General features: G+C 31.5%; 28 protein-coding genes. 27 read left to right on the forward strand and 1 reads right to left on the reverse strand.

Annotation, left to right across the window (positions count from 1 at the left end; all coding sequences use genetic code 11):
• Positions 1-2 precede the first annotated feature (2 nt).
• From rplN to ctlX, 24 genes are all read left to right on the forward strand, one after another.
• Positions 3-371: a 50S ribosomal protein L14 gene (rplN, locus tag MBM09_RS04465; protein ID WP_019386277.1), complete on the forward strand. Its 369-nt coding sequence runs from the start codon at positions 3-5 to the stop codon at positions 369-371.
• Between the two features lie 14 nt (positions 372-385).
• Positions 386-697, forward strand: a complete 312-nt coding sequence (gene rplX / locus MBM09_RS04470) for a 50S ribosomal protein L24 (protein WP_238675653.1) — start codon at positions 386-388, stop codon at positions 695-697.
• Between the two features lie 2 nt (positions 698-699).
• Complete coding sequence (gene rplE / locus MBM09_RS04475; protein WP_238675654.1) at positions 700-1251, forward strand: 50S ribosomal protein L5; 552 nt, start codon at positions 700-702, stop codon at positions 1249-1251.
• Positions 1252-1254: 3 nt separating this feature from the next.
• On the forward strand, positions 1255-1524 hold the full coding sequence (gene rpsN / locus MBM09_RS04480; RefSeq protein WP_238675655.1) for a 30S ribosomal protein S14: 270 nt from the start codon (positions 1255-1257) through the stop codon (positions 1522-1524).
• 76 nt (positions 1525-1600) lie between these two features.
• A complete protein-coding gene (gene rpsH / locus MBM09_RS04485) occupies positions 1601-1999 on the forward strand; it encodes a 30S ribosomal protein S8 (RefSeq protein WP_238675656.1) in 399 nt (132 codons plus the stop codon).
• A 17-nt stretch (positions 2000-2016) separates the two neighbouring features.
• Positions 2017-2559 carry a 50S ribosomal protein L6 gene (gene rplF / locus MBM09_RS04490; RefSeq protein ID WP_238675657.1) on the forward strand — a complete coding sequence of 181 codons (543 nt, stop codon included), beginning with the start codon at positions 2017-2019 and terminating at the stop codon, positions 2557-2559.
• Between the two features lie 10 nt (positions 2560-2569).
• Positions 2570-2926: a 50S ribosomal protein L18 gene (rplR, locus tag MBM09_RS04495; protein ID WP_238675658.1), complete on the forward strand. Its 357-nt coding sequence runs from the start codon at positions 2570-2572 to the stop codon at positions 2924-2926.
• A gap of 6 nt (positions 2927-2932) precedes the next feature.
• A complete protein-coding gene (gene rpsE / locus MBM09_RS04500; RefSeq protein WP_019386284.1) occupies positions 2933-3457 on the forward strand; it encodes a 30S ribosomal protein S5 in 525 nt (174 codons plus the stop codon).
• A gap of 12 nt (positions 3458-3469) precedes the next feature.
• Complete coding sequence (rpmD, locus tag MBM09_RS04505; protein WP_099563536.1) at positions 3470-3649, forward strand: 50S ribosomal protein L30; 180 nt, start codon at positions 3470-3472, stop codon at positions 3647-3649.
• A gap of 16 nt (positions 3650-3665) precedes the next feature.
• Positions 3666-4118: a 50S ribosomal protein L15 gene (gene rplO / locus MBM09_RS04510; protein ID WP_238675659.1), complete on the forward strand. Its 453-nt coding sequence runs from the start codon at positions 3666-3668 to the stop codon at positions 4116-4118.
• Positions 4119-4133: 15 nt separating this feature from the next.
• Positions 4134-5480, forward strand: coding sequence for a preprotein translocase subunit SecY (secY, locus tag MBM09_RS04515; protein ID WP_238675660.1), 1347 nt, complete (start codon positions 4134-4136; stop codon positions 5478-5480).
• A gap of 10 nt (positions 5481-5490) precedes the next feature.
• Positions 5491-5706, forward strand: coding sequence for a translation initiation factor IF-1 (gene infA, locus MBM09_RS04520; RefSeq protein WP_007094967.1), 216 nt, complete (start codon positions 5491-5493; stop codon positions 5704-5706).
• Positions 5707-5710: 4 nt separating this feature from the next.
• Positions 5711-5827, forward strand: coding sequence for a type B 50S ribosomal protein L36 (ykgO, locus tag MBM09_RS04525; RefSeq protein ID WP_013305171.1), 117 nt, complete (start codon positions 5711-5713; stop codon positions 5825-5827).
• Between the two features lie 2 nt (positions 5828-5829).
• On the forward strand, positions 5830-6204 hold the full coding sequence (rpsM, locus tag MBM09_RS04530; RefSeq protein ID WP_238675661.1) for a 30S ribosomal protein S13: 375 nt from the start codon (positions 5830-5832) through the stop codon (positions 6202-6204).
• An 8-nt stretch (positions 6205-6212) separates the two neighbouring features.
• Positions 6213-6596 (forward strand): 30S ribosomal protein S11, encoded by a 384-nt coding sequence (rpsK, locus tag MBM09_RS04535; protein ID WP_238675662.1) that lies wholly within the window; start codon positions 6213-6215, stop codon positions 6594-6596.
• Between the two features lie 171 nt (positions 6597-6767).
• Positions 6768-7373, forward strand: coding sequence for a 30S ribosomal protein S4 (rpsD, locus tag MBM09_RS04540; RefSeq protein ID WP_238675663.1), 606 nt, complete (start codon positions 6768-6770; stop codon positions 7371-7373).
• 93 nt (positions 7374-7466) lie between these two features.
• Positions 7467-8459: a DNA-directed RNA polymerase subunit alpha gene (locus tag MBM09_RS04545; RefSeq protein ID WP_238675664.1), complete on the forward strand. Its 993-nt coding sequence runs from the start codon at positions 7467-7469 to the stop codon at positions 8457-8459.
• Positions 8460-8518: 59 nt separating this feature from the next.
• Entirely contained in the window at positions 8519-8989 is a 471-nt protein-coding gene (rplQ, locus tag MBM09_RS04550; protein WP_238675665.1) for a 50S ribosomal protein L17, read from the forward strand.
• 59 nt (positions 8990-9048) lie between these two features.
• Positions 9049-9792, forward strand: coding sequence for a hypothetical protein (locus MBM09_RS04555; RefSeq protein WP_238675666.1), 744 nt, complete (start codon positions 9049-9051; stop codon positions 9790-9792).
• A 69-nt stretch (positions 9793-9861) separates the two neighbouring features.
• Positions 9862-10965, forward strand: a complete 1104-nt coding sequence (gene carA, locus MBM09_RS04560) for a glutamine-hydrolyzing carbamoyl-phosphate synthase small subunit (RefSeq protein WP_238675667.1) — start codon at positions 9862-9864, stop codon at positions 10963-10965.
• Between the two features lie 156 nt (positions 10966-11121).
• On the forward strand, positions 11122-12414 hold the full coding sequence (eno, locus tag MBM09_RS04565; RefSeq protein ID WP_238675668.1) for a phosphopyruvate hydratase: 1293 nt from the start codon (positions 11122-11124) through the stop codon (positions 12412-12414).
• 175 nt (positions 12415-12589) lie between these two features.
• The gene (locus MBM09_RS04570) at positions 12590-13876 is read left to right on the forward strand and encodes a citrate synthase (RefSeq protein WP_238675669.1); all 1287 of its coding nucleotides are present in this window, start codon (positions 12590-12592) and stop codon (positions 13874-13876) included.
• A 67-nt stretch (positions 13877-13943) separates the two neighbouring features.
• A complete protein-coding gene (locus MBM09_RS04575) occupies positions 13944-14858 on the forward strand; it encodes a dimethylarginine dimethylaminohydrolase family protein (RefSeq protein ID WP_238676312.1) in 915 nt (304 codons plus the stop codon).
• Positions 14859-14929: 71 nt separating this feature from the next.
• Positions 14930-15862, forward strand: coding sequence for a citrulline utilization hydrolase CtlX (gene ctlX, locus MBM09_RS04580; RefSeq protein WP_238675670.1), 933 nt, complete (start codon positions 14930-14932; stop codon positions 15860-15862).
• Between the two features lie 93 nt (positions 15863-15955).
• Here ctlX and MBM09_RS04585 read toward each other — a convergent pair whose 3' ends face one another.
• Positions 15956-18019 carry an ATP-binding protein gene (locus MBM09_RS04585; protein WP_238675671.1) on the reverse strand — a complete coding sequence of 688 codons (2064 nt, stop codon included), beginning with the start codon at positions 18017-18019 and terminating at the stop codon, positions 15956-15958.
• A gap of 467 nt (positions 18020-18486) precedes the next feature.
• On the opposite strand from MBM09_RS04585, the gene argS reads away from it, so the two are divergent.
• The 3 genes from argS (at position 18487) to MBM09_RS04600 (ending at position 23415) form a co-directional block, all read left to right on the forward strand.
• Positions 18487-20271 (forward strand): arginine--tRNA ligase, encoded by a 1785-nt coding sequence (argS, locus tag MBM09_RS04590; RefSeq protein ID WP_238675672.1) that lies wholly within the window; start codon positions 18487-18489, stop codon positions 20269-20271.
• A gap of 109 nt (positions 20272-20380) precedes the next feature.
• On the forward strand, positions 20381-22048 hold the full coding sequence (locus MBM09_RS04595) for a trehalase family glycosidase (protein ID WP_238675673.1): 1668 nt from the start codon (positions 20381-20383) through the stop codon (positions 22046-22048).
• Between the two features lie 11 nt (positions 22049-22059).
• Positions 22060-23415, forward strand: coding sequence for a glycoside hydrolase family 28 protein (locus MBM09_RS04600; RefSeq protein WP_238675674.1), 1356 nt, complete (start codon positions 22060-22062; stop codon positions 23413-23415).
• Positions 23416-23419 lie beyond the last annotated feature (4 nt).

The following is a 23419-nucleotide window of genomic DNA, read 5'->3' on the forward strand; positions in this document are numbered from 1 at the left end:
TTATGGTACAGCAAGAATCAAGATTAAAAGTAGCAGACAACACCGGAGCAAAGGAAGTTTTAACTATCCGTGTTTTAGGTGGTACTAAAAGAAGATATGCTTCTGTAGGAGACAAAATTGTTGTTTCTGTTAAAGATGCAACTCCAAATGGAAACATTAAAAAAGGAGCGGTATCAACAGCAGTTGTTGTTCGTACTAAAAAAGAAGTAAGAAGACCAGACGGATCTTATATAAGATTTGATGATAATGCTTGTGTTTTATTAAACCCTACGGGTGAAATGAGAGGAACACGTGTATTTGGTCCTGTTGCTAGAGAACTTCGTGATAAACAATTCATGAAAATTGTATCATTAGCACCAGAGGTGCTTTAATACATCAATTTAAGATGACAAAGCTTAAAATAAAAACTGGAGATACCGTAAAAGTAATTGCTGGAGACCATAAAGGAGCCGAAGGTAAAGTACAAAAGGTATTAATAGACAAGAACAAAGCGATTGTTGAGGGTGTAAACTTAGTAAAGAAACATACTAAACCAAGTGCACAAAACCCTCAAGGAGGAATCGTAGAGAAAGAAGCTGCTATTCATATTTCTAATTTATCATTGTTAACTTCAAAAGGAGAAACAACAAGAATTGGATATAGAATGGAAGGCGATAAAAAAGTAAGATTTTCAACAAAATCTAATGAAGTAATATAGTTATGGCATATTCACCTAGACTTAAAGAAGAGTATAAAAGCAGAGTAATTGCAGCTCTTACAGACGAATTTGGATATAAAAATGTAATGCAAGTTCCTAAACTTACTAAGATAGTAATATCTAAAGGTGTTGGAGCAGCAGTTGCAGACAAAAAGTTAATTGACTACGCTGTAGAAGAATTAACAACTATATCTGGACAAAAAGCCGTAGCAACAATATCTAAAAAAGACGTTGCTTCTTTCAAATTACGTAAAGGTATGCCAATTGGGGCTAAAGTAACTTTACGTGGCGAAAGAATGTATGAATTTTTAGATCGTTTAGTAACTTCTGCCTTACCACGTGTAAGAGATTTTAACGGAATTAAAGCTACAGGATTTGATGGTAGAGGTAACTACAATTTAGGAGTTACTGAGCAAATTATATTCCCAGAGATTAATATTGATAAAGTTAATAAAATCTCAGGAATGGATATTACATTTGTAACTACTGCTGAAACTGATAAAGAAGCAAAATCATTATTAACTGAATTAGGATTACCTTTTCAAAAAAATTAAGACATGGCTAAAGAATCAATGAAAGCCCGTGAGGTAAAAAGAGCTAAAACAGTAGCTAAGTATGCTGAAAAACGTAAAGCTTTAAAAGAAGCTGGCGATTATGAAGCTTTACAAAAGTTACCAAAAAATGCTTCTCCAATTCGTCAGCATAATAGATGTAAACTAACTGGAAGGCCTAAAGGATACATGAGAACGTTTGGTATTTCTCGTGTAATGTTTAGAGAAATGGCTAACCAAGGTTTAATACCAGGTGTTAGAAAAGCAAGTTGGTAAAAAAAGAATTATAAATTGGTTTTAGGTTCAAAAAGAAATAGTTCATTTTGAAAACCATTACCGCAAATTAATAAATATGTATTCAGATCCAATAGCGGATTATCTTACAAGAATTAGAAACGCAGTGCGTGCTAACCACAGAGTGGTAGAGATTCCTGCATCTAATCTTAAAAAAGACATCACTAAAATATTATTCGAACAAGGATATATTTTAAGTTACAAGTTTGATGATTCAACTGTACAAGGTACTATCAAAATAGCACTTAAGTACAACAAAGAAACAAAAGAACCAGTAATTAAAAAACTTCAAAGAATTAGTACACCAGGTTTACGTAAGTATGCTGGTGCTAATGAATTACCTAGAATTCTTAACGGTCTTGGTGTTGCAATAGTTTCAACTTCTCACGGAGTTATGACAGGTAAACAAGCCAAAAGAGATAATGTAGGTGGTGAAGTTTTATGTTACGTTTACTAATTTAAAGCCAGAAAGAAATGTCAAGAATAGGAAATAATCCAGTAGCCATTCCAGAAGGTGTAACAGTTGATGTTAAAGATAACGTTGTAACTGTAAAAGGAAAATTAGGAGAGTTAACACAAAATTACGATTCTATAGAAATTAAAGTAGAAGAAGGTAATGTATTAGTTACACGTTCTTCTGATACAAAAGATCAAAAAGCAAAACATGGTTTATATAGATCATTAATGCATAACATGATTGAAGGTGTATCTAAAGGATGGACCAAAGAATTAGAATTGGTGGGTGTAGGTTATAGAGCATCAAACCAAGGACAAAAATTAGATTTAGCATTAGGATTTTCACATAACATAATTTTAGATGTTGCTCCAGAAGTAAAAGTGGAAACAATATCAGAAAAAGGAAAAAATCCAATTGTAAAATTAACATCATTCGATAAACAACTTGTTGGTCAAGTAGCGGCTAAAATTCGTGGTTTCAGAAGACCAGAGCCTTATAAAGGTAAAGGAATTAAGTTTGTTGGTGAGGTAATAAGAAGAAAAGCAGGTAAATCAGCTTAATAATTAAGTTATGGCATTGACAAAGAACGAAAGAAGACTAAGAATAAAAAACAGAATCCGTAAGGTTGTTTCTGGAACAGAAGCAAGACCAAGATTAGCTGTTTATAGAAGTAATAAAGAAATTTATGCTCAAATAGTTGATGATGTAACTGGTAAAACTATCAGTGCTGCATCGTCAAGAGATAAAGATATTAGTGCTGCGAAAGCAACTAAATCAGAAGTAGCTAAATTAGTAGGTAAATCACTTGCTGAAAAAGCTTTAAAAGCTGGTGTAGAAGCCATAGCTTTTGATAGAGGTGGATATTTATATCACGGTAGAGTAAAATCATTAGCCGAAGGTGCTAGAGAAGCAGGACTAAAATTCTAAGAAATTATGTTTCAAAAATATAAAAGTGCAGAGTTAGTAAAACCAGGTGGATTAGATCTTAAAGATCGTTTAGTTGGTGTACAAAGGGTTACAAAAGTAACTAAAGGTGGTAGAGCATTTGGTTTTTCAGCAATTGTAGTAGTTGGTGATGAAGCTGGTGTAGTAGGACAAGGTTTAGGGAAATCTAAAGATGTAGCTAGTGCTATAGCAAAAGCTGTAGAAGATGCTAAGAAAAACCTAGTTAGAATTCCTATAATAAAAGGAACATTACCACATGAACAAAAAGGTAAATACGGTGGAGCTAGAGTAAACATTATTCCTGCTGCTCCTGGTACAGGTGTAATTGCTGGTGGTGCTGTAAGAACAGTACTTGAGGCAGTTGGTGTACACGATGTATTATCAAAATCTCAAGGATCTTCAAATCCTCATAATGTAGTAAAAGCAACTTTTGATGCTTTATTACAATTAAGAGATGCTAATACAATTGCTAGAGATAGAGGTATTTCACTTGAACAAGTTTTTAACGCTTAATAAAAGACAGAAATGGCAAAGATTAAAGTAACAAAAGTTAAAAGCGCTATCAATCGTACGCAAAGACAAAAAAGAACTTTAGAAGCTCTAGGTCTAAAAAAGATTGGTCAAGTAAAAGAGCATGAAGCTACACCAAATATTCTTGGTATGGTTGCTAAAGTTTCACATTTAGTTTCTGTTGAAGAAGCTTAAAAATATAAACTGAAAAATGGATTTAAGTAATTTAAAACCTGCAGAAGGTTCAGTAAAAAACCAAGGAAAAAGAATAGGTCGAGGACAAGGTTCTGGTAAAGGTGGTACGGCAACTCGTGGTCACAAAGGAGCTAAGTCTCGTTCTGGTTATTCTAAGAAATTAGGATTTGAAGGTGGTCAAATGCCACTTCAAAGACGTGTTCCTAAATTTGGATTTACTAATATTAACCGTGTTGAGTATCAAGGAATCAATTTAGATACTCTACAACAGTTGGTTGATGATAAGAAAATAAAAGATACCGTAGATTTTGAAATATTATTTGCAAACCGTTTAGCTGGAAAAAATGATCTGGTTAAAATTATGGGGCGTGGTGAATTAAAAGCAAAATTAAAAGTATCTGCACACAAGTTTACTGCTTCAGCAAAAGCTGCTATTGAAGCTGCTGGTGGAGAAGCTGTAACTTTATAAGACTTAATTATAAGTATGAAATTTATAGAATCAATTAAAAATGTTTGGAAAATAGAGGAACTAAGAAACAGAATCATAGTTACATTGAGTCTGTTATTAGTTTACCGTTTTGGTGCACAAGTTGTATTACCTGGTATTGATGCTGCCCAATTAGGAGGTTTAGCTGATAAGACAGATGGAGGAATATTAGGTTTACTTAATGCCTTTACAGGTGGAGCATTTGCTAATGCTTCAGTTTTTGCACTTGGTATTATGCCTTACATTTCTGCTTCTATTGTTGTACAATTAATGGGTATAGCTATTCCTTACCTGCAAAAATTGCAAAAAGAAGGAGCCAGTGGGCAAAAGAAAATAACTCAAATAACACGTTGGTTAACGATAGCTATTTGTTTATTACAAGCTCCTGGTTATTTAGCAAGTTTACCAGCTTTAGGAATTCCTCAAAGTGCATTTTTATTAGGTACAGGACCATTGTTTTATTTCTCTTCTGTTACTATACTAGTAACAGGGTGTATTTTTGCCATGTGGTTAGGAGAAAAGATAACTGACAAAGGTATTGGTAATGGTATTTCATTATTAATTATGGTTGGAATTATTGCAACTCTACCTCAAGCATTTTTACAAAATGCAGCAACAAGGTTGGAAGGAAACAATGTAATGTTAGTTCTTTTTGAATTGGTAATATGGTTTGTTATTATTTTAGCTTCTGTAATGTTAGTAATGGGTGTTAGAAGAATTGCAGTACAGTATGCTAGAAGAACAGCTTCAGGCGGTTATGAAAAAAGTGCCATGGCTGGATCTAGACAATACATACCATTAAAGCTAAATGCATCTGGTGTAATGCCAATTATATTTGCTCAAGCTATTATGTTTGTTCCAAGTTTAATAGGAGGTTCTTCATTTTTAAAAGAAACTACTGTTGGAGCATGGATGCAAACAAATTATTCTGACATGTTTGGATTTTGGTACAATGTCACTTTTGCTTTATTAATTATAGTATTTACATACTTTTATACAGCAATCACGGTACCAACTAATAAAATGGCAGACGACTTAAAACGTAGTGGAGGTTTTATTCCTGGAATTCGTCCAGGTTCTGAAACATCTGAATATTTAGATAGAATAATGTCTCAAATAACCTTACCAGGATCTATATTTTTAGCACTTATCGCTGTGTTCCCAGCATTTATAGTTAAGCTTATGGGTGTACAACAAGGATGGGCTTTATTTTTTGGAGGAACCTCATTACTAATTATGGTTGGAGTTGCAATTGATACTATGCAGCAAATAAACTCTTATTTGTTGAATAGACACTATGATGGTTTGATGAAAACAGGTAAAAATAGAAAAGCAGTAGCTTAAAATTTATACTATGGCAAAACAAGCAGCAATAGAACAAGACGGAACAATTATAGAAGCATTATCTAATGCTATGTTTCGTGTTGAATTAGAAAATGGTCACATTGTGACTGCACATATTTCTGGTAAAATGCGTATGCATTATATAAAATTATTACCAGGAGACAAAGTAAAATTAGAAATGAGTCCTTACGATTTAACTAAGGCTCGAATAACTTATAGATACTAATACGATGAAAGTAAGAGCATCAGTTAAAAAAAGAAGTGCAGATTGTAAAATCGTGCGTAGAAAAGGTAGACTTTACGTGATAAACAAAAAGAATCCTAGATTTAAACAAAGACAAGGGTAATTATGGCAAGAATTGCAGGTGTAGACATACCAAAAAACAAAAGAGGAGTTATCTCTTTAACTTATATCTATGGAATAGGTAGAAGTAGAGCAAAGGAAATTTTAGCAGCAGCTAAAGTAGACGAAAGTACTAAAGTTCAAGATTGGACCGATGACCAAATTAGTGGTATTCGTGAAGCTGTTGGATCTTATACTATCGAAGGTGAATTACGTTCTGAAACACAATTGAACATTAAGCGATTAATGGACATAGGATGTTACAGAGGTATTCGTCATAGATCTGGACTTCCTTTAAGAGGACAACGTACTAAAAACAACTCTAGAACAAGAAAAGGTAGAAGAAAAACTGTTGCTAACAAGAAAAAAGCAACTAAATAATAAGTAATATGGCAAAGACAAGCACTAAAAAACGTAAAGTTATTGTAGACTCTGTTGGAGAAGCACATGTTACTGCTTCTTTTAATAACATCATAATTTCACTTACCAATAAAAAGGGAGACGTTATTTCATGGTCTTCAGCTGGTAAAATGGGATTTAGAGGTTCTAAGAAAAACACGCCTTATGCTGCTCAATTAGCTGCTGAAGATGCTGCTGGTGTAGCACAAGAAGCTGGTTTAAAGAAAGTAAAAGTATACGTAAAAGGACCAGGAAATGGTAGGGAATCTGCTATTCGTTCTATCCACAATGCAGGAATTGAAGTAACAGAAATTATTGATGTTACTCCATTACCACATAATGGATGTCGTCCTCCAAAACGTAGAAGAGTATAAGTTACATTTTTAATTAAATTAATATCAATTGTTTTACAGTTGATATTAGTTTTTTTATATGTAAATTTGCAAACTGAAAAAAAATTAACAAGTATAAACGAGAGATCAACGATTATCGAAGGATAAGATTAAGACCTTAATTCATAATCACTCTCAAATAAAAAATTTAAAATGGCAAGATATACTGGTCCTAAAACTAAAATAGCTCGTAAGTTTGGTGAAGCTATTTTTGGAGAAGATAAATCTTTTGAAAAAAGAAATTATCCTCCAGGTCAACACGGAAACAATAGAAGACGCGGAAAAAAATCTGAATATGCAATCCAATTAATGGAAAAGCAAAAAGCAAAATATACTTATGGTATATTAGAGCGTCAATTCAGAGGTTTATTTAAAAAAGCTAGAGCTGCTCAAGGTATTACAGGTGAAGTTTTATTACAACTTTGCGAGTCTAGATTAGACAACGTAGTATTTAGAATGGGAATTGCTCCTACAAGAAGCGCAGCTAGACAATTAGTATCTCACAGACACATTACTGTTAATGGAGAATTAGTAAATATTCCTTCTTATTCATTAAAAGCAGGAGATGTTGTAGCTGTTAGAGAAAAATCAAAATCGCTTGAAGCTATTGATAGATCTCTTTCAAATTCAAGTCACGTTTACGAATGGATAACATGGAATGATGATACAAAGCAAGGAACTTACGTTTCTGTACCTGCAAGAATTCAAATTCCAGAAAACATAAACGAACAATTCATCGTCGAATTATATTCTAAATAATAAAATAACATTGGTATTTGGCCAAAGGGTTTATAAGTACTTCTTCAAACTTTTAAACCGCGCAACCAAATAACAATTAAAACGAAGAAAAAAATGGCAGTATTTAATTTTCAAAAACCAGACAAAGTAATCATGATTGATTCTACTGATTTCGAAGGTAAATTCGAATTCAGACCTTTAGAACCTGGTTATGGTTTAACAGTTGGTAATGCATTAAGAAGAGTATTACTTTCTTCTTTAGAAGGATTTGCAATTACATCAGTTAGAATAGAAGGTGTAGATCATGAGTTTTCAGCAATTGCTGGTGTGGTTGAAGATGTTACAGAAATCATATTAAACTTAAAACAAGTACGTTTTAAAAGACAAATTGAGGATATTGATAACGAATCAATTTCAATTTCAATTTCTGGTCAAGAACGTATTACAGCTGGAGATTTTCAAAAGTTTATTTCAGGATTCCAAGTATTAAATACAGAATTAGTAATCTGTAACTTAGATCCTAAAGTAAATTTAAATATGGAAATTACTATTGAAAAAGGTAGAGGTTATGTACCCGCAGAAGAAAACAAAAAAGCTGCTGCACCAGTTGGTACTATTTTTACAGATTCAATTTATACTCCAATAAAAAACGTTAAGTATAGTATTGAAAACTATCGTGTTGAACAAAAAACTGATTATGAAAAATTAGTTTTTGAAATCATTACTGATGGTTCAATTACTCCACAAGACGCTTTAACTGAAGCAGCAAAAACATTAATTCACCATTTCATGTTATTCTCTGACGAGCGTATTACATTAGAAGCTGATGAAATTGCACAAACTGAAACTTATGATGAAGAATCACTTCATATGAGACAGTTGCTTAAAACTAAGTTAATCGATATGGATTTATCTGTACGTGCGCTTAACTGTTTAAAAGCTGCAGAAGTAGATACTTTAGGAGACTTAGTATCATTCAACAAAAATGATTTAATGAAATTCAGAAACTTCGGTAAGAAGTCTTTAACAGAGCTTGAAGAGCTTGTAAATGTTAAAGGATTAAATTTCGGAATGGATTTAAGCAAATATAAATTAGATAAAGATTAATTAATCATATTTTGCTCCTCGCAAGTCGAGTATGGTAGCAAGATGATAAAACAAATGTCATGAGACACGGAAAAAAAATTAACCATTTAGGTAGAAAAACAGCTCACAGAAAAGCTATGTTGGCAAATATGGCGTGTTCTTTAATAGAACACAAACGTATTAATACAACTGTAGCAAAAGCAAAAGCTTTAAAACAGTTTGTTGAGCCAATGATAACTAAGTCTAAAGAAGATACAACACATAACAGGCGTATTGTAATGTCTCGTCTTAGACAAAAAGATGCAGTTACTGAATTGTTTAGAGAAGTTGCCACTAAAGTAGCAGATAGACCAGGAGGTTACACAAGAATTATTAAACTTGGAAATCGTTTAGGTGATAATGCTGATATGGCAATGATCGAGCTTGTAGATTATAATGAAATCTATAACGCTGATAAGAAAGCAAAGAAAACAACGCGTAGAAGTAGAAGAGGAAAAGCGAAAGCTGTTACTCCACCTATTGAGACTAAAGCATCTAACGAAGAAGAATAAATTTAAAAAAGATAAGTATTTTTACTTATCTTTTTTTTTTGAAATTAAAATAATTGAATATGTATAAATTAAATTATTTATTTTTATTCTTTGCAATGACTTTGGGTTGTTTTGCACAATCTAAATCTACAAATGTTATTCCCGGAATCACTAATATTACAATAGGGTCTACTGAATCAAAAAGTCTTTTTGGGTTGAATATAATAGAATATGGTCGTGGAGGCACTAATTCTAAAAATAGCGGAGATGTAGAGGGTAGTACATACCTTTTTAAAGGTTGGTATAATAAATCTACCATATGGTTAAATGATAAGATATTTAATATTAATTCAATAAATTACAATTTAGAAAATGAAAAATTTGAAATCAAACTTAATAATGATTCTATTTTAATTGTTAATCCAGCTATTAATATTAAAAAAGTTAAAATTAACAATATTATTTTCAAGCCTTTTTATAATGAAGATTTACAAAAAGATTCTTTTTTTGAAGTATTATGGAGTTCTGATGATTACTCGCTTTTATCAAATTATAAATTAAAAATCCAAGCAGGTGATATTGATCCATTAACAAAGACTTATATTAATCAAAAAAAATATACTCAGAAAAAATATTATTTTCTTAAAAAAAATAATGAAGAGAAAATGGTTGCAATAAAGCTAAAGAAGTCTGAGGTATTGAAATTAATAGATACTTATAATGTAGATAAAGTAAAAAGCTTTGTTAAAAAACGAAGACTTAAGTATAATAGAATATCTGATGTTAAGGATATGTTAACCTACTATAATTCTATTAAAAATTAGAAAAGGAAAGGATAAACTATTTTAGTTTATCCTTTTTTTTATGCAATTTTGTAAAACTTTTTTTTAAAAATGAAATATCAAAAAAGACAAAAAGCCATTATACTTCTAGCTGATGGTACAATTTTTTACGGTAAAGCAGTTGGTAATAAACAAGGAACTTCATTCGGAGAAGTTTGTTTTAATACTGGAATGACTGGTTATCAAGAAATTTTTACAGATCCATCATATTATGGACAATTAATGGTAGCTACCAATGCACATATTGGTAATTACGGGACTAATATAGATGAAGTAGAATCTAATTCAGTTAAAATTGCAGGTCTGATTGTAAAAAACTTTAGTTATGACTATTCAAGAGATGCGGCTGATGATTCTTTAGAAAATTTTCTGGATAAAAATAATCTTTTAGCAATCTCAGATGTTGATACTCGAGCTTTAGTAAGTTATATAAGAGACCACGGAGCCATGAATGCTGTAATTTCAACAGAGGTTGATAATATTGAAGGATTAAAAAAGCAATTGGCTGAAGTGCCTAATATGGAAGGTTTAGAATTAGCCTCTAAAGTATCAACAAAAGAACCTTATTATTTTGGAGACGAAAATGCGACTTACAAAGTAGCTGCTTTAGATTTGGGGATTAAAAAGAATATCCTACGAAATATTGCAAAAAGAGATGCTTATATAAAAGTGTTTCCTTACAATGCAAAATTTGAAGATTTAGAAGCATTCAAACCAGATGGATACTTCTTATCAAATGGTCCAGGAGATCCAGAACCTTTGGTTGGTGCTCAAAATGTAGCTAAAGAGATTTTAAAAAGAGATTTACCATTATTTGGAATTTGTTTAGGTCATCAGGTAATTGCTTTGGCAAATGGTGTTTCTACATACAAAATGCATAATGGTCATAGAGGTATAAATCATCCTGTGAAAAATATGATTACAGGTAAAGGTGAAATCACCTCTCAAAATCATGGATTTGCGGTTAACAGAGAAGAGACTGAAGCAAATTCAGAATTGGAAATAACTCATGTTCACTTAAATGATAACACAGTAGCCGGTTTAGCAATAAAAAATAAGAATTGTTTTTCGGTACAATATCATCCAGAAGCAAGTCCAGGACCACACGATGCATCATATCTTTTCGACCAATTCATAAAAAATATTAAAAAATAGTAGTATTGTAAAACCCTTAAATGATAAATTCTTTTAAGGGTTTTATTTACTAAAACGTTGTAGCGGCAATTTTCAATATTTGTTCAAAAACATTTAAAAATAAAGAAGAAATAGCCGTAAATTTGAGTTAATAATAAGATTTAAAATAAACCAATTATGAGTATTATAATTAATATCCACGCAAGACAAATTCTAGATTCAAGAGGTAATCCTACAGTTGAAGTAGATGTTGTAACTGAAAATGATGTATTAGGAAGAGCAGCTGTACCATCAGGCGCTTCAACAGGAGAACATGAAGCTGTTGAGTTACGTGATGGAGGAAAAGCATACATGGGGAAAGGTGTTTTAAAAGCTGTAGACAATGTGAATTCTATAATTGCTCAAGAATTATTAGGTGTTTCTGTATTTGAACAAAACTTAATCGATCAAATTATGATTGATTTAGATGGAACAAAAAACAAATCAAAATTAGGTGCTAACGCTATTTTAGGTGTGTCTTTGGCAGTTGCAAAAGCAGCAGCAGGAGAATTAGGTTTACCATTATACCGTTACGTAGGTGGTGTTTCTGCTAATACGTTACCATTACCAATGATGAATATTATTAATGGTGGTTCGCACAGTGATGCTCCAATAGCGTTTCAAGAGTTTATGATTATGCCAGTTAAAGCTAAAAACTTTACGCACGCAATGCAAATGGGAACAGAAATTTTCCATAACCTCAAAAAAGTATTACACGATAGAAATTTAAGTACTGCTGTAGGTGATGAAGGAGGTTTTGCTCCAAATTTAGCTGGAGGTACAGAAGATGCTTTAGAAACTATTGCAAAAGCAGTTGAAAATGCTGGATATAAATTTGGAGACGAAGTCAAAATAGCTTTAGATTGTGCTTCTGCAGAATTTTATGAAAACGGCAAATACGATTATAAGAAATTTGAAGGAGATTCAGGAGTTGTAAGAACAAGTAAAGAACAAGCTGATTATTTAGCGGAATTAGTTAAAAAATACCCTATTATCTCTATTGAAGATGGAATGGACGAAAATGACTGGGAAGGATGGAAATATTTAACAGAATTAGTTGGAGATAAAGTACAGTTAGTTGGAGATGATTTGTTTGTAACTAATGTTGAGCGTTTATCTAGAGGTATTGAAGAAGGTATAGCAAATTCAATACTTATTAAAGTAAACCAAATAGGTTCATTAACTGAAACCATTGCGGCTGTAAATATGGCTAAAAATGCTGGTTACACATCAGTAATGTCTCACCGTTCTGGAGAAACCGAAGATAATACTATTGCTGATTTGGCTGTAGCTCTTAACTGTGGACAAATAAAAACGGGTTCTGCTTCTCGTAGTGATCGTATGGCTAAATACAATCAATTACTTCGTATTGAAGAGGAATTAGGAGATGTTGCTTATTTCCCACAAGAAAAAGCATTCAAAGTGAAATAATTTATATTGAAATTATATTTAAAAAAGTGATTATTATTTAATAATCACTTTTTTGTTTTATATCAATTTTAATAATATGTTAATTGATTAAATCATTCGGAATAATCTTTAAAAATCAAGGGATATTTCGTAATTTAGCAATCTTCATAATAATATAAAATTCAACATAAAAAACATGGCAAATACTGCTACTATAGAAATTAACGGTCAAAAAAACGAATTTCCTTTAGTAAAAGGAACTGAAGATGAAATTGCAATAGATATTTCTAAGCTTAGAGGAACCACTGGAGGTGTAATTACTATAGATCCTGGTTACAAAAATACAGGCTCTTGTGAAAGCGCAATTACTTTTTTAGATGGAGAAAAAGGAATTTTAAGGTATCGTGGATATTCAATTGAAGAATTAGCCGAAAAAGCTGATTTTTTAGAAGTAGCTTATTTGTTAATATTTGGAGAACTTCCAACAAAAGAACAAAACGAAAAATTTCATGCCGATATAAAAGCACAATCTATTGTTGATGAAGATGTAAAAAAGATATTAGATGCGTTTCCTAAAGCGGCACACCCAATGGGAGTTATTTCTTCTTTAACAAGTGCGTTAACAGCATTTAACCCATCTTCTGTAAATGTGGATTCAGAGGAGGATATGTATAAATCTGTTGTTAGAATTTTAGGTAAATTTCCAGTTTTAGTAGCATGGACATTACGTAAAAAACAGGGTTTACCACTTGATTATGGTGATAATTCATTAGGTTATGTAGAAAACATCTTAAAAATGATGTTTAGACAACCTAATGCATGTTATGTGCAAAATAAAGTTTTAGTAGATGCTTTAGATAAGCTTTTGATTCTTCATGCAGATCACGAACAAAACTGTTCTACATCAACTGTTAGAATTGTAGGTTCGTCTCATGCAGGGTTATTTGCATCTCTATCTGCAGGAATTTCAGCACTTTGGGGACCATTACATGGAGGAGCCAACCAAGCTGTATTAGAAATGCTTGAAGCTATAAAAGCTGATGGAGGTGATACTAAAAAGTATATGGCAAAAGCAAAAGATAAAAGTGACCCATTCCGTTTAATGGGATTTGGACACCGTGTTTATAAAAACTTCGACCCACGTGCTAAAATTATTAAAAAAGCAGCTGATGAAGTGTTAGGTAATTTAGGTATAGATGACCCAATTTTAGATATAGCAAAAGGGCTTGAAAAAGAAGCTTTAAGCGATAAATATTTTGTAGACAGAAAATTATATCCAAATGTAGATTTTTACTCAGGAATAATTTATAGAGGTATGGGAATACCAACAGATATGTTTACGGTAATGTTTGCTTTAGGTCGTTTACCAGGTTGGATTGCTCAATGGAGAGAAATGCGTTTACGTAAAGAACCAATTGGACGCCCAAGACAAATTTATATTGGAGAAACAGAAAGAAAGTTTGTGCCTATAAATAAGAGATAAATACATAAATTATAAAAATTAAGAGGCTTCATAAGTATTACTTATGAGGCTTTTTTATATTTACAACATGTTAGAACTTAATATAAAAAATGAAACATCAAGACTTCGTGCTGTAATTTTAGGAACTGCTAAAAGTAATGGACCCATACCTAAAGTAGAAGAATGCTACGACCCCAAAAGTATTGAGCATGTTAAGGCTGGAACTTACCCAAAAGAAGCAGATATGATTCTAGAAATGGAAGCTGTTGCTAAAGTTTTTAAAAAGTATGATATTAATGTTTATAGACCGGAAGTTATTGAAAATTGTAATCAAATATTTTCTAGAGATATAGCTTTTGTTATAGAAGATAAAGTTATACGTGCTAATATTTTACCAGACAGAGAACGAGAGATAGAAGCTATAAGATACGTTTGGAATCAAATAGATAGAAAAAACAGAGTTATTCTTCCAGAAGAATGCCATGTTGAAGGAGGTGATGTAATGCCTTGGAACGATTATATTTTTATTGGCACATATTCTGGTGATGACTATCCAGATTTAATTACTGCACGTACTAATATGGATGCTGTAATAGCTATTCAAGAGTTGTTTCCAGATAAGATTGTAAAATCTTTTGAACTAAGAAAATCAAATATTAATGCAAAAGAAAATGCATTGCATTTAGATTGTTGTTTTCAGCCTATTGGAAAGGATAAAGCTATTATCCATAAAAATGGATTTTTAGTTGAAAAAGAATACCAATGGTTGGTTGATTTTTTTGGTAAAGGAAATGTATTTGAAATTACTAAAGATGAAATGTATGAAATGAATAGTAATATATTCTCTATTTCTGAAGAAGTTGTAATTTCTGAAAAAAACTTTACCCGATTAAACACTTGGTTGCGAGAACAAGGATTTACAGTTGAAGAAGTGCCATACGCAGAAATATCTAAACAAGGAGGTTTACTACGTTGTACAACAATGCCTTTAATTAGAGATTGATTTTAGGATTAGTAAAACCGATTTAATATATCAAATAATCATACTTTTGCACGATATACTCTTAAAAACAAATGCAACAAACTACAAATACTATTTTAATGATTCGTCCGGTAAATTTTAGGATGAATGAGCAAACAGCAGTAAATAATTTTTTTCAAGAGAATTTAGATATAAAAAACCAAGAAATAAATCTACTTGCACAGCAAGAATTTGATGTTTTTGTTGAAAAATTAAAAGGTATTGGGGTACATGTTATAGTTGTTGATGACAAAAAAGAAACCGATACTCCTGATTCTATATTTCCTAATAATTGGATATCTTTTCATAAAAATGGTAGTGTTGTAATATACCCTATGTTTGCTGAGAACCGTAGATTAGAGCGTAGAGAAGATATTCTTGATATTTTAGAACAAGAAGGTTTTGTTATTAATCAAGTGATAGATTATACATCGGCTGAAGCAGAAAACTTTTTTTTAGAAGGAACGGGTAGTATTATTATGGATAGAGATCATCAAAAAGCATATTGTGCTTTGTCACCCAGAGCAGATGAAGATTTATTTATTGAGTTTTGTGAAGATCTTGATTGTTTTCCTGTTGTTTTTACTGCAAATCAAACAGTAAATGGAGAACGAAAGCCTATTTATCACACTAATGTAATGATGTGTATTGGTGAAACTTTTGCAGTTATTTGTTTGGATAGTATTGATGATAAAAAAGAGCGCAAAAGTGTTGTTAATCATTTAAAAAATGATGGTAAAGAGATTATTACTATTACCGAAGAACAAGTGAATAATTTTGCTGGTAATATGTTACAAGTAAATGGAGTAAATGACGAAGGCTTTTTAGTAATGAGTGAATCTGCCTATAAATCGTTAACAAATCAACAAATTAGTAAACTGCAAAAGCATACTAAGATATTATATAGTTCTTTAGATACTATTGAGACTTGCGGAGGAGGAAGTGCACGTTGTATGATGGCAGAGGTGTTTTTGCCTAAAGCTTAATTACGTTATTATTTTGCCTTAGGGATAGTAGTATAAATCCTTTTTTCAAAAGATTGAAACGAATAGCCCGCTATATGGGTAACGATCAAAAAATTATGCTGGTTTAGATTTTGGTAATTGCACATAAAATGTACTACCAACACCTTGCGTGCTTTCTACCCAAATTTTACCATTATTAAGCTCAACTAATTCTTTACAAATAGATAGTCCTAAACCAGTACCTTTTTCGTTGTTTGTACCAACAGTTGTAAAAGAAGTGTTTTTAAATAATTTCTCAATATTCTGTTTAGATATACCAATACCAGTATCTGAAATACTTATTATACAACTACCATTACTAATATGATTAGAAATAGTAATGGTGTCCCCATTTTTGCTAAATTTTAAAGCATTGGCGAGCAGATTTTGAATTACAATCTCGAACATACTTCGGTCTGCATAGGCAAAATCTCTTAAAGAGTGATCAACCAAAGTGATGCCTTTGCTTTCTATACGTTGTTCTATAAGGTTTATTTTTTCTTCAAAAACTTCTTGTACATCAAATAATGTAGGTTTAGGTTCTAACGATTGCATTTGAGACTTAGACCAGTTAAGTAAATTAAAAAGTAATAAAGAGGCGTTATTAGCATTTTCGCTTAACTCTGGAATTAAATTATCAAACTCTTCTCTAGATAAAGAACCATCTTTTAGTAAATCTATAAAGCCATTAATAGAGGAAAGTGAATCTTTTAGATCGTGAGATACTATAGAGAAGAGTTTGTCTTTTACATTGTTTACATTTTCCAAATGTTTGGTTTGTTCTAAAAATGCTTCGTTTTGTAATTCTATTTTAATGTTTTTTTCTTCAAGCTCTTGCATGTATTTTATATTGCTGTTACGTTTTAAATATATTAAAATTAAAAATGTAGATACAATGGCAAGTGCAGCGAGTAAAGCATAAAAAATTAATTTAAATTTATTATACCTTTCATCCGTTTCAGAGATAGATGTATTCGTTAATTGTGCGGTATTTGAAGTTACATCGGGCTTATCAAAATTAGGATCTAATTCAAGCAGTTGAGGTTCTATGTTATTTGTGTTAACAGTAACGTCATTTCTTTTTAGAGCATTATTTAATTCATAGTATTCACGTTGCCATACAAAAGCTTTATCAAATCGTCTTCTTGTAGAGTCTAAAGTCTTCATTAATTTATAATGCTTAAGTAACTCTGTTTTATTGTCAATATTTTTGGCAATTTCCCCGGCTTCAAGTAGTTGTTTTTCAGCCAATACTAACCTGTTTTGTTGTATGTTTAAATCTCCCAGATTATTTAAAGTTATTAATAAGTCTGCTTTATTATCATTGCGTATATTAATATTATAACCTTGTACTAAATATCCAGAGGCTTTGCTATAATCGTTAAATTCTAAATACTGACCACCTAATTTTGGGTATATATGTCCGCGAATTGAATCATTATCAGATTCACTGCTTGCTAAGACTTTTTCAAAATATTGAATAGCTTTTCTGTGCTCTTTTTTAAAAGAGTAAAGTTCAGCTAATTTACTATTAGATTCGTTAATACTAGAAGTATCATTAAGTCGTTCTTGAACTTCTAAAGCTTTGATATAGTATTCTATGGCTTTATCGTAAGCTTTTATATTATAATAAGCGTTGGCTAAGTTACTGTAAGCTAAATTTAGCTCGTTTACCAAATTTCTTTTTTCTAACTCATTAATTGCCGCCAGAGAAAACTGTAAACCTTTAGTAAAATTGCCACGTTTAATTTCAATTAATCCAATGCTGTTATTAACTTTAGCAACGCCAAGTGTATCTTTTAATGTATTAAATAATCTTTTGGATTTGTTATAACCACTTATAGCATTTATATAATCATTTTTGTGCGCATATATTAAAGCTTTATAGTAAGTTATTTCTGCAATGCCTTTTTTGTAGTTTAAAGTATTGGATAGTTTTTCACTTTCTATAACATACTTAAGCGCCCTATCGTATTCCTGCGTATCTAAAAGTGATTGAACAAGTTTTAATGAAGTTTCTACTTTTAAGGAGTCTTGTTCTTGAAAAGCTAGTTCTATAGCGAGACTATCTATGTCATTGGTTTGTGAAAAACCAATGAATACCGATAAACCGATAACTATAGTAATTATTCTCCTCATACAAACATTAAAATTACAACAGTTAATAAAGTAGGTAAATGGGTCTTAAATTTGAGGGAAAATAAGAATACTCTATTAAGTTGTAATTCGTTGTTAGTTTTTAAAATTTCTCCAAATTAATGGATGAATTAATAGCTTTACCTAACAAAAGTTGAAAAAAGCACCATTAAAATCTAATTTCTGCGTTTTAATGCTAATAAATTAGATGAAATGATGTGTAAAAATAGACCAAATAATCGACGAATAGATGAACGGTAAAAATCATAGAAAAAGAGCGCTTTTGTCGATGAAATGCACGTTGATTTTAAATGATTTTTTGGGCATACTTATAAATAACAGAATTGTATTAGTTCTAATATATTTAATAGCTTTCTGTATATGGAATTAAGATTGTTAAGCAATGTTTATAATTACTGAAAAAACATAAAAAACTTGCTATCTTTGCGAGCTTATAACACCAAAAGAAAATGAACCTTCAGGATACTTTATCAAATCATGTAAAACAAGCTGTAAAAACAAGCTTTAATATAGAATTAGAAACTGTAGAATTTCAGGCGACTAGAAAAGAGTTTGCAGGAGATATTACAGTAGTTATTTTTCCTATGTTACGTTTTATAAAAGGTAATCCGGTTCAAATTGGTGAAGCCATAGGTAATTATTTAGTTGAAAAAATTACTGACGTTAAGGCATTTAATGTAGTAAAAGGCTTTTTAAATATAGAAATTAGCGATTCCTATTATCTTAATTTCTTTAATAACATTAAAGATGAAAAAGAATATGGTTTTGCCTCTCCAAAAGCGGACGATAAAGCCATTATGGTAGAATATTCTTCACCTAATACCAATAAACCTTTACACTTAGGACATATTAGAAACAATCTTTTAGGGTATAGTGTAGCCGAAATTTTAAAAGCTTCGGGTAAAAAAGTTTACAAAACCCAAATTATAAACGATAGAGGTATTCACATATGTAAAAGTATGTTGGCTTGGAAACTTTTTGGAAATGAAGAAACTCCAGAAAGTACTGGTTTGAAAGGTGATAAGCTGGTTGGGAATTATTATGTGAAATTCGATCAAGAATATAAAAAAGAAATTCAGGATTTAATATCAAAAGGACAAACCGAAGCTGAAGCTAAAAAAAATGCTCCTATTTTATTGGAAGCTCAAAATATGCTTTTAAAATGGGAAGCTGGAGATGAAGAAACCGTTTCGCTTTGGAAAAAAATGAATGGTTGGGTATATGAAGGTTTTAATACAACCTATGAAAATTTAGGTGTAGATTTTGATACACTTTACTATGAAAGTAACACGTATTTATTAGGAAAAGAGTTTGTTGCTGAAGGTTTAAAATCTGGTGTTTTTCATAAAGAAGAAGATGGTTCTGTTTGGTGTGATTTAACCGATGAAGGTCTAGATAAAAAAATAGTTCAACGTGCTGATGGTACTGCGGTTTACATGACTCAGGATATAGGTACAGCTATACAACGTATTAAAGATTTTCCAGATGTTGGAGGTATGGTTTATACTGTTGGAAATGAGCAAGATTATCACTTTCAAGTACTGTTTTTAATTCTTAAAAAGCTAGGGTTCGAATGGGCAAAAAACTTATACCATTTAAGTTATGGTATGGTAGATTTACCTAGCGGAAAAATGAAAAGTAGAGAAGGAACTGTAGTTGATGCCGACGATTTAATTGATGATATGGCTAAAACAGCCGAAGAAATATCAGAAGAATTAGGCAAACTTGATGGATATTCAAAAGAAGAAAAACAAACCCTTTATAAAACCATTGGGTTGGGAGCTTTAAAATATTACATTTTAAAAGTAGACCCTAAAAAGCGTATTTTATTTGACCCTAAAGAATCTATAGATTTTCAAGGAAATACAGGGCCATTTATCCAGTACACTTACGCTAGAATTCAATCTATTTTAAGAAAAGCATCTATTGATAATAGTATTTCACTTAGTGCAAGCGAAGTGTCTTTTCATCTTAAAGAAAAAGAATTACTAAAGCAAATTCAGTTATTTCCAGAAGTGGTTCAAAATGCTGCCGAAAATCATAGTCCAGCTTTAATAGCTAATTATACTTATGATTTGGTTAAGGAATTCAATTCCTTCTATCAAAACGTATCCATTTTAGGAGCAGATAACGACAATGAGAAAACTTTTAGAGTTCAGCTTTCTAACGTAGTTGCAAATACTATTAAAAATAGTTTTGGATTATTAGGAATTCAAGTTCCTGAGCGTATGTAATCTTTATTTATAATTGTTCACTTTTCAACAATTTATAATTCAAACTTCTTTTACATGAAGTGATGCCTTATATTTATAGAATATAAAGGTTTTTAGAATTATATTTTAAATGAACATTAGCTTGCATACAGAGCGTTTTTGCGTATTACTATTTTTAGTAGTTTTATTTTCAGCCTGTTCACAAAGTGTAAAGTTGCCTGAAACGAAAGTTGTATTCACTTCAACAGATACAATTCTAATCAAACTATATAATCGCTCCGAAAAGTTAGCTAAACAAAATATAACACATTACGGCGATAGAAATGTGTTGATTGAAGGTGCCAACTATAAAAATGTTTGGTTGGAAACCCAACCTATGGGTGGCTATATGTATGCAAAACGTAACTTGGAAATTGCAAAAAACAACATCACTATTTTTACAGATAACCAAAGGGAAGATGGTCGTTTTCCTGGAGTAATCTATAAACGAAATGGTATTATTGACCCTAATTATGCGCAATTCCAAGGTCTGTATTTTGCAATGCCTGCTTTTGAATTGTATTATCTGTTAAACAAAGACCGAGACTATCTTGAGAAAGTTTATCATGCCTTGAAAAAATTTGATAATTATCTCTGGAAAACTCGAGATTCAGATAATAACGGTTGTTTGGAAACGTGGTGTATTTATGACAATGGTGAAGATGGTAGTGTAAGATTCAACGATTTCCCAAATGCCTGGGCGTTTGATTTTCCACCGAGTAAGGAAGCAGCTTCTAAGTTATCAAAAGAGGAGTTAAAAATTCATTGTAAAGAAGATTTTTATGATTCTACTATAGAAATGACCGTTCCTATAGAATCTATGGACGTTATGTCCTATTCATATTCGTGTAGAGATGTTTTGGCGCTAATTTCAAAAGAAATTAATAACGGGAAAGACGCATTTTGGAGACAAAAAGCTAATGCGGTGCAAACAAAAATTAAAAGTTATTTATGGAATGTGGATAAGCAAGCGTGTTATGACAAGGATAGGAATAATGAAACCATGCCTATTCTGTTGCATAACAATTTACGTTGCATGTATTTGGGTAGTTTCGATCAAGAAATGGCTGATGGTTTTGTTAAACAGCATCTAATGAACCCTGAAGAATTTTGGACGCCAATGCCATTACCTTCCATAGCCGCTAACGACCCTAGTTTTAAAAACATTCCCGGAAATAATTGGAGCGGACAACCACAAGGTCTAACCTATCAAAGATCTTTAAGAGCTTTGGAAAATTATGGTCATTTTGCAGAATTAACGATGATTGGACAGAAGTTTTTGAATGTTTTAAAAGCATCTCAAAAATTCACTCAGCAATTTGATCCTTTTAAGGCAACTACAAACGATTCAACAGATGGTTACGGACCAAGTATTTTAGCATCGCTCGAATTTATTTCTAGGTTTTATGGAGTTCATATTACACAAGATAAAATCTACTGGTCGTGTTTAGATGATGATGAAGATTATAGTTACACACAAACTTGGAACGGAAACGACTATACATTGCACACTAAAGAAAATACTGTGTTTTGCTCAATAAATGGGAAGGAAATATTTACATTTTCAAAAGGTGCAAGAGTGGTTACTAATTTAGAAGGAGATTTTATTGAAGTTGTTGGTATAGATTTGAAAGAAAAGTCATTTCAGTATAAAAAAGATAATGAGTTTAATATGCAACTAGAACCCAATAACGTTTATAGAATAAGTACCAATGGTGAGTTAGAAAAATATAGTTCTGTTGAATTTTATCATAATTAATCAATCAATTTATGAAAAAATATATCTTACTTTTTTTATTACCTGTTTTCTTTCAATGTACAACTTCAGAGAAAAAACCTAAGGTTTTTAATGTATACGATTTTGGAGCCAAAGGCGATGGTATTACTAACGACCAACAAGCTATTCAAAAAGCTATTGATGCTTGCAAAGGGTCTGGTGGTACGGTTTTGTTTTCAAAAGGAACTTTTTTAACCGGACAAGTATTGTTGGGTAGTGATATGACTTTAAATATTGATAGTACTGCAACTATTTTGGGAATTCAATCTGATGCTGAAAGTGATTATCCGCATCATATGATTGAAACCAAATTTCCAAACCGTATGTTACAAGATTGTCAACGCCGATTAATTTATGGGAATCACGTGCAAAATGTTACCATAACAGGTAAAGGTAAAATTGATGGACAAGGCGATTACGAACCCTGGATGAATGTAAAAGAGCTGGGAACCGAAAAAGATAGACCATCCATTTTAGCGTTTGTTGGCTCAAAAAACATAACCGTTTCAGATATTACTATGGTTGACCCTGCGTGTTGGACACAGGTTTACATTGAATCGGATAGCGTTACTATTAGAAATATTAAAGTTCATACAGGAAATTTAACACCAAACCGTGATGGAATTGATATTGTAGATTGCCATAATGTATTAATTGAAGATTGCGATATAAAATCTGAAGATGATGGTATTTGTTTTAAAAGCGGAAGTGAATATGGCTGTAAAAATGTAATAGTGCGTAATTGTATTATTGATAAGCTTAATGTAAATGCAGGTAATTGTTTTAAGTTTGGAACCGACGGTTTAGGTAGTTTTATGAATTTTGAAGTTTCTGGGCTCACATTAAAAAACGCTTATCAAAATTCTGCGTTGGTTATTGAATCTATGGATGGTGCTGTGATTGATAATATTTTGATTAGAGATTGCAACATAACTAATTCTGGGCAAGCTATTTTTATGCTTTTAGCAGATAGAAAACGTACAGTACCCGATAGAAAACCACGTATTGGAACAATATCTAACATCCATTTTAAGAATATTATTGGTAAAGATTTTACACAACAATATCCTTCTATAATTACTGGTATTCCTGGACACAACATACAAAATGTTACATTTGAGAATTTAAATTTTCAGGTAAAAGGCGGAATAGAAGCTACAAACCAAACTGTTATGGAATATGATGGGAAATACCCTGAAGGAAGCAAGTTTGGTAATACCAATACGCACGGGTTTTTTATACGTCATACGGATAAAGTAGATTTTATTAACTGCAAAATAACAACTGATTTACCAGATGCTAGACCATGGTTAATACAGGAAAATGTTAAGTCTGCTAATATTAATTAAAACA

The organism is Flaviramulus sp. BrNp1-15 (genome assembly GCF_022259695.1).
Lineage (GTDB): Bacteria > Bacteroidota > Bacteroidia > Flavobacteriales > Flavobacteriaceae > BrNp1-15.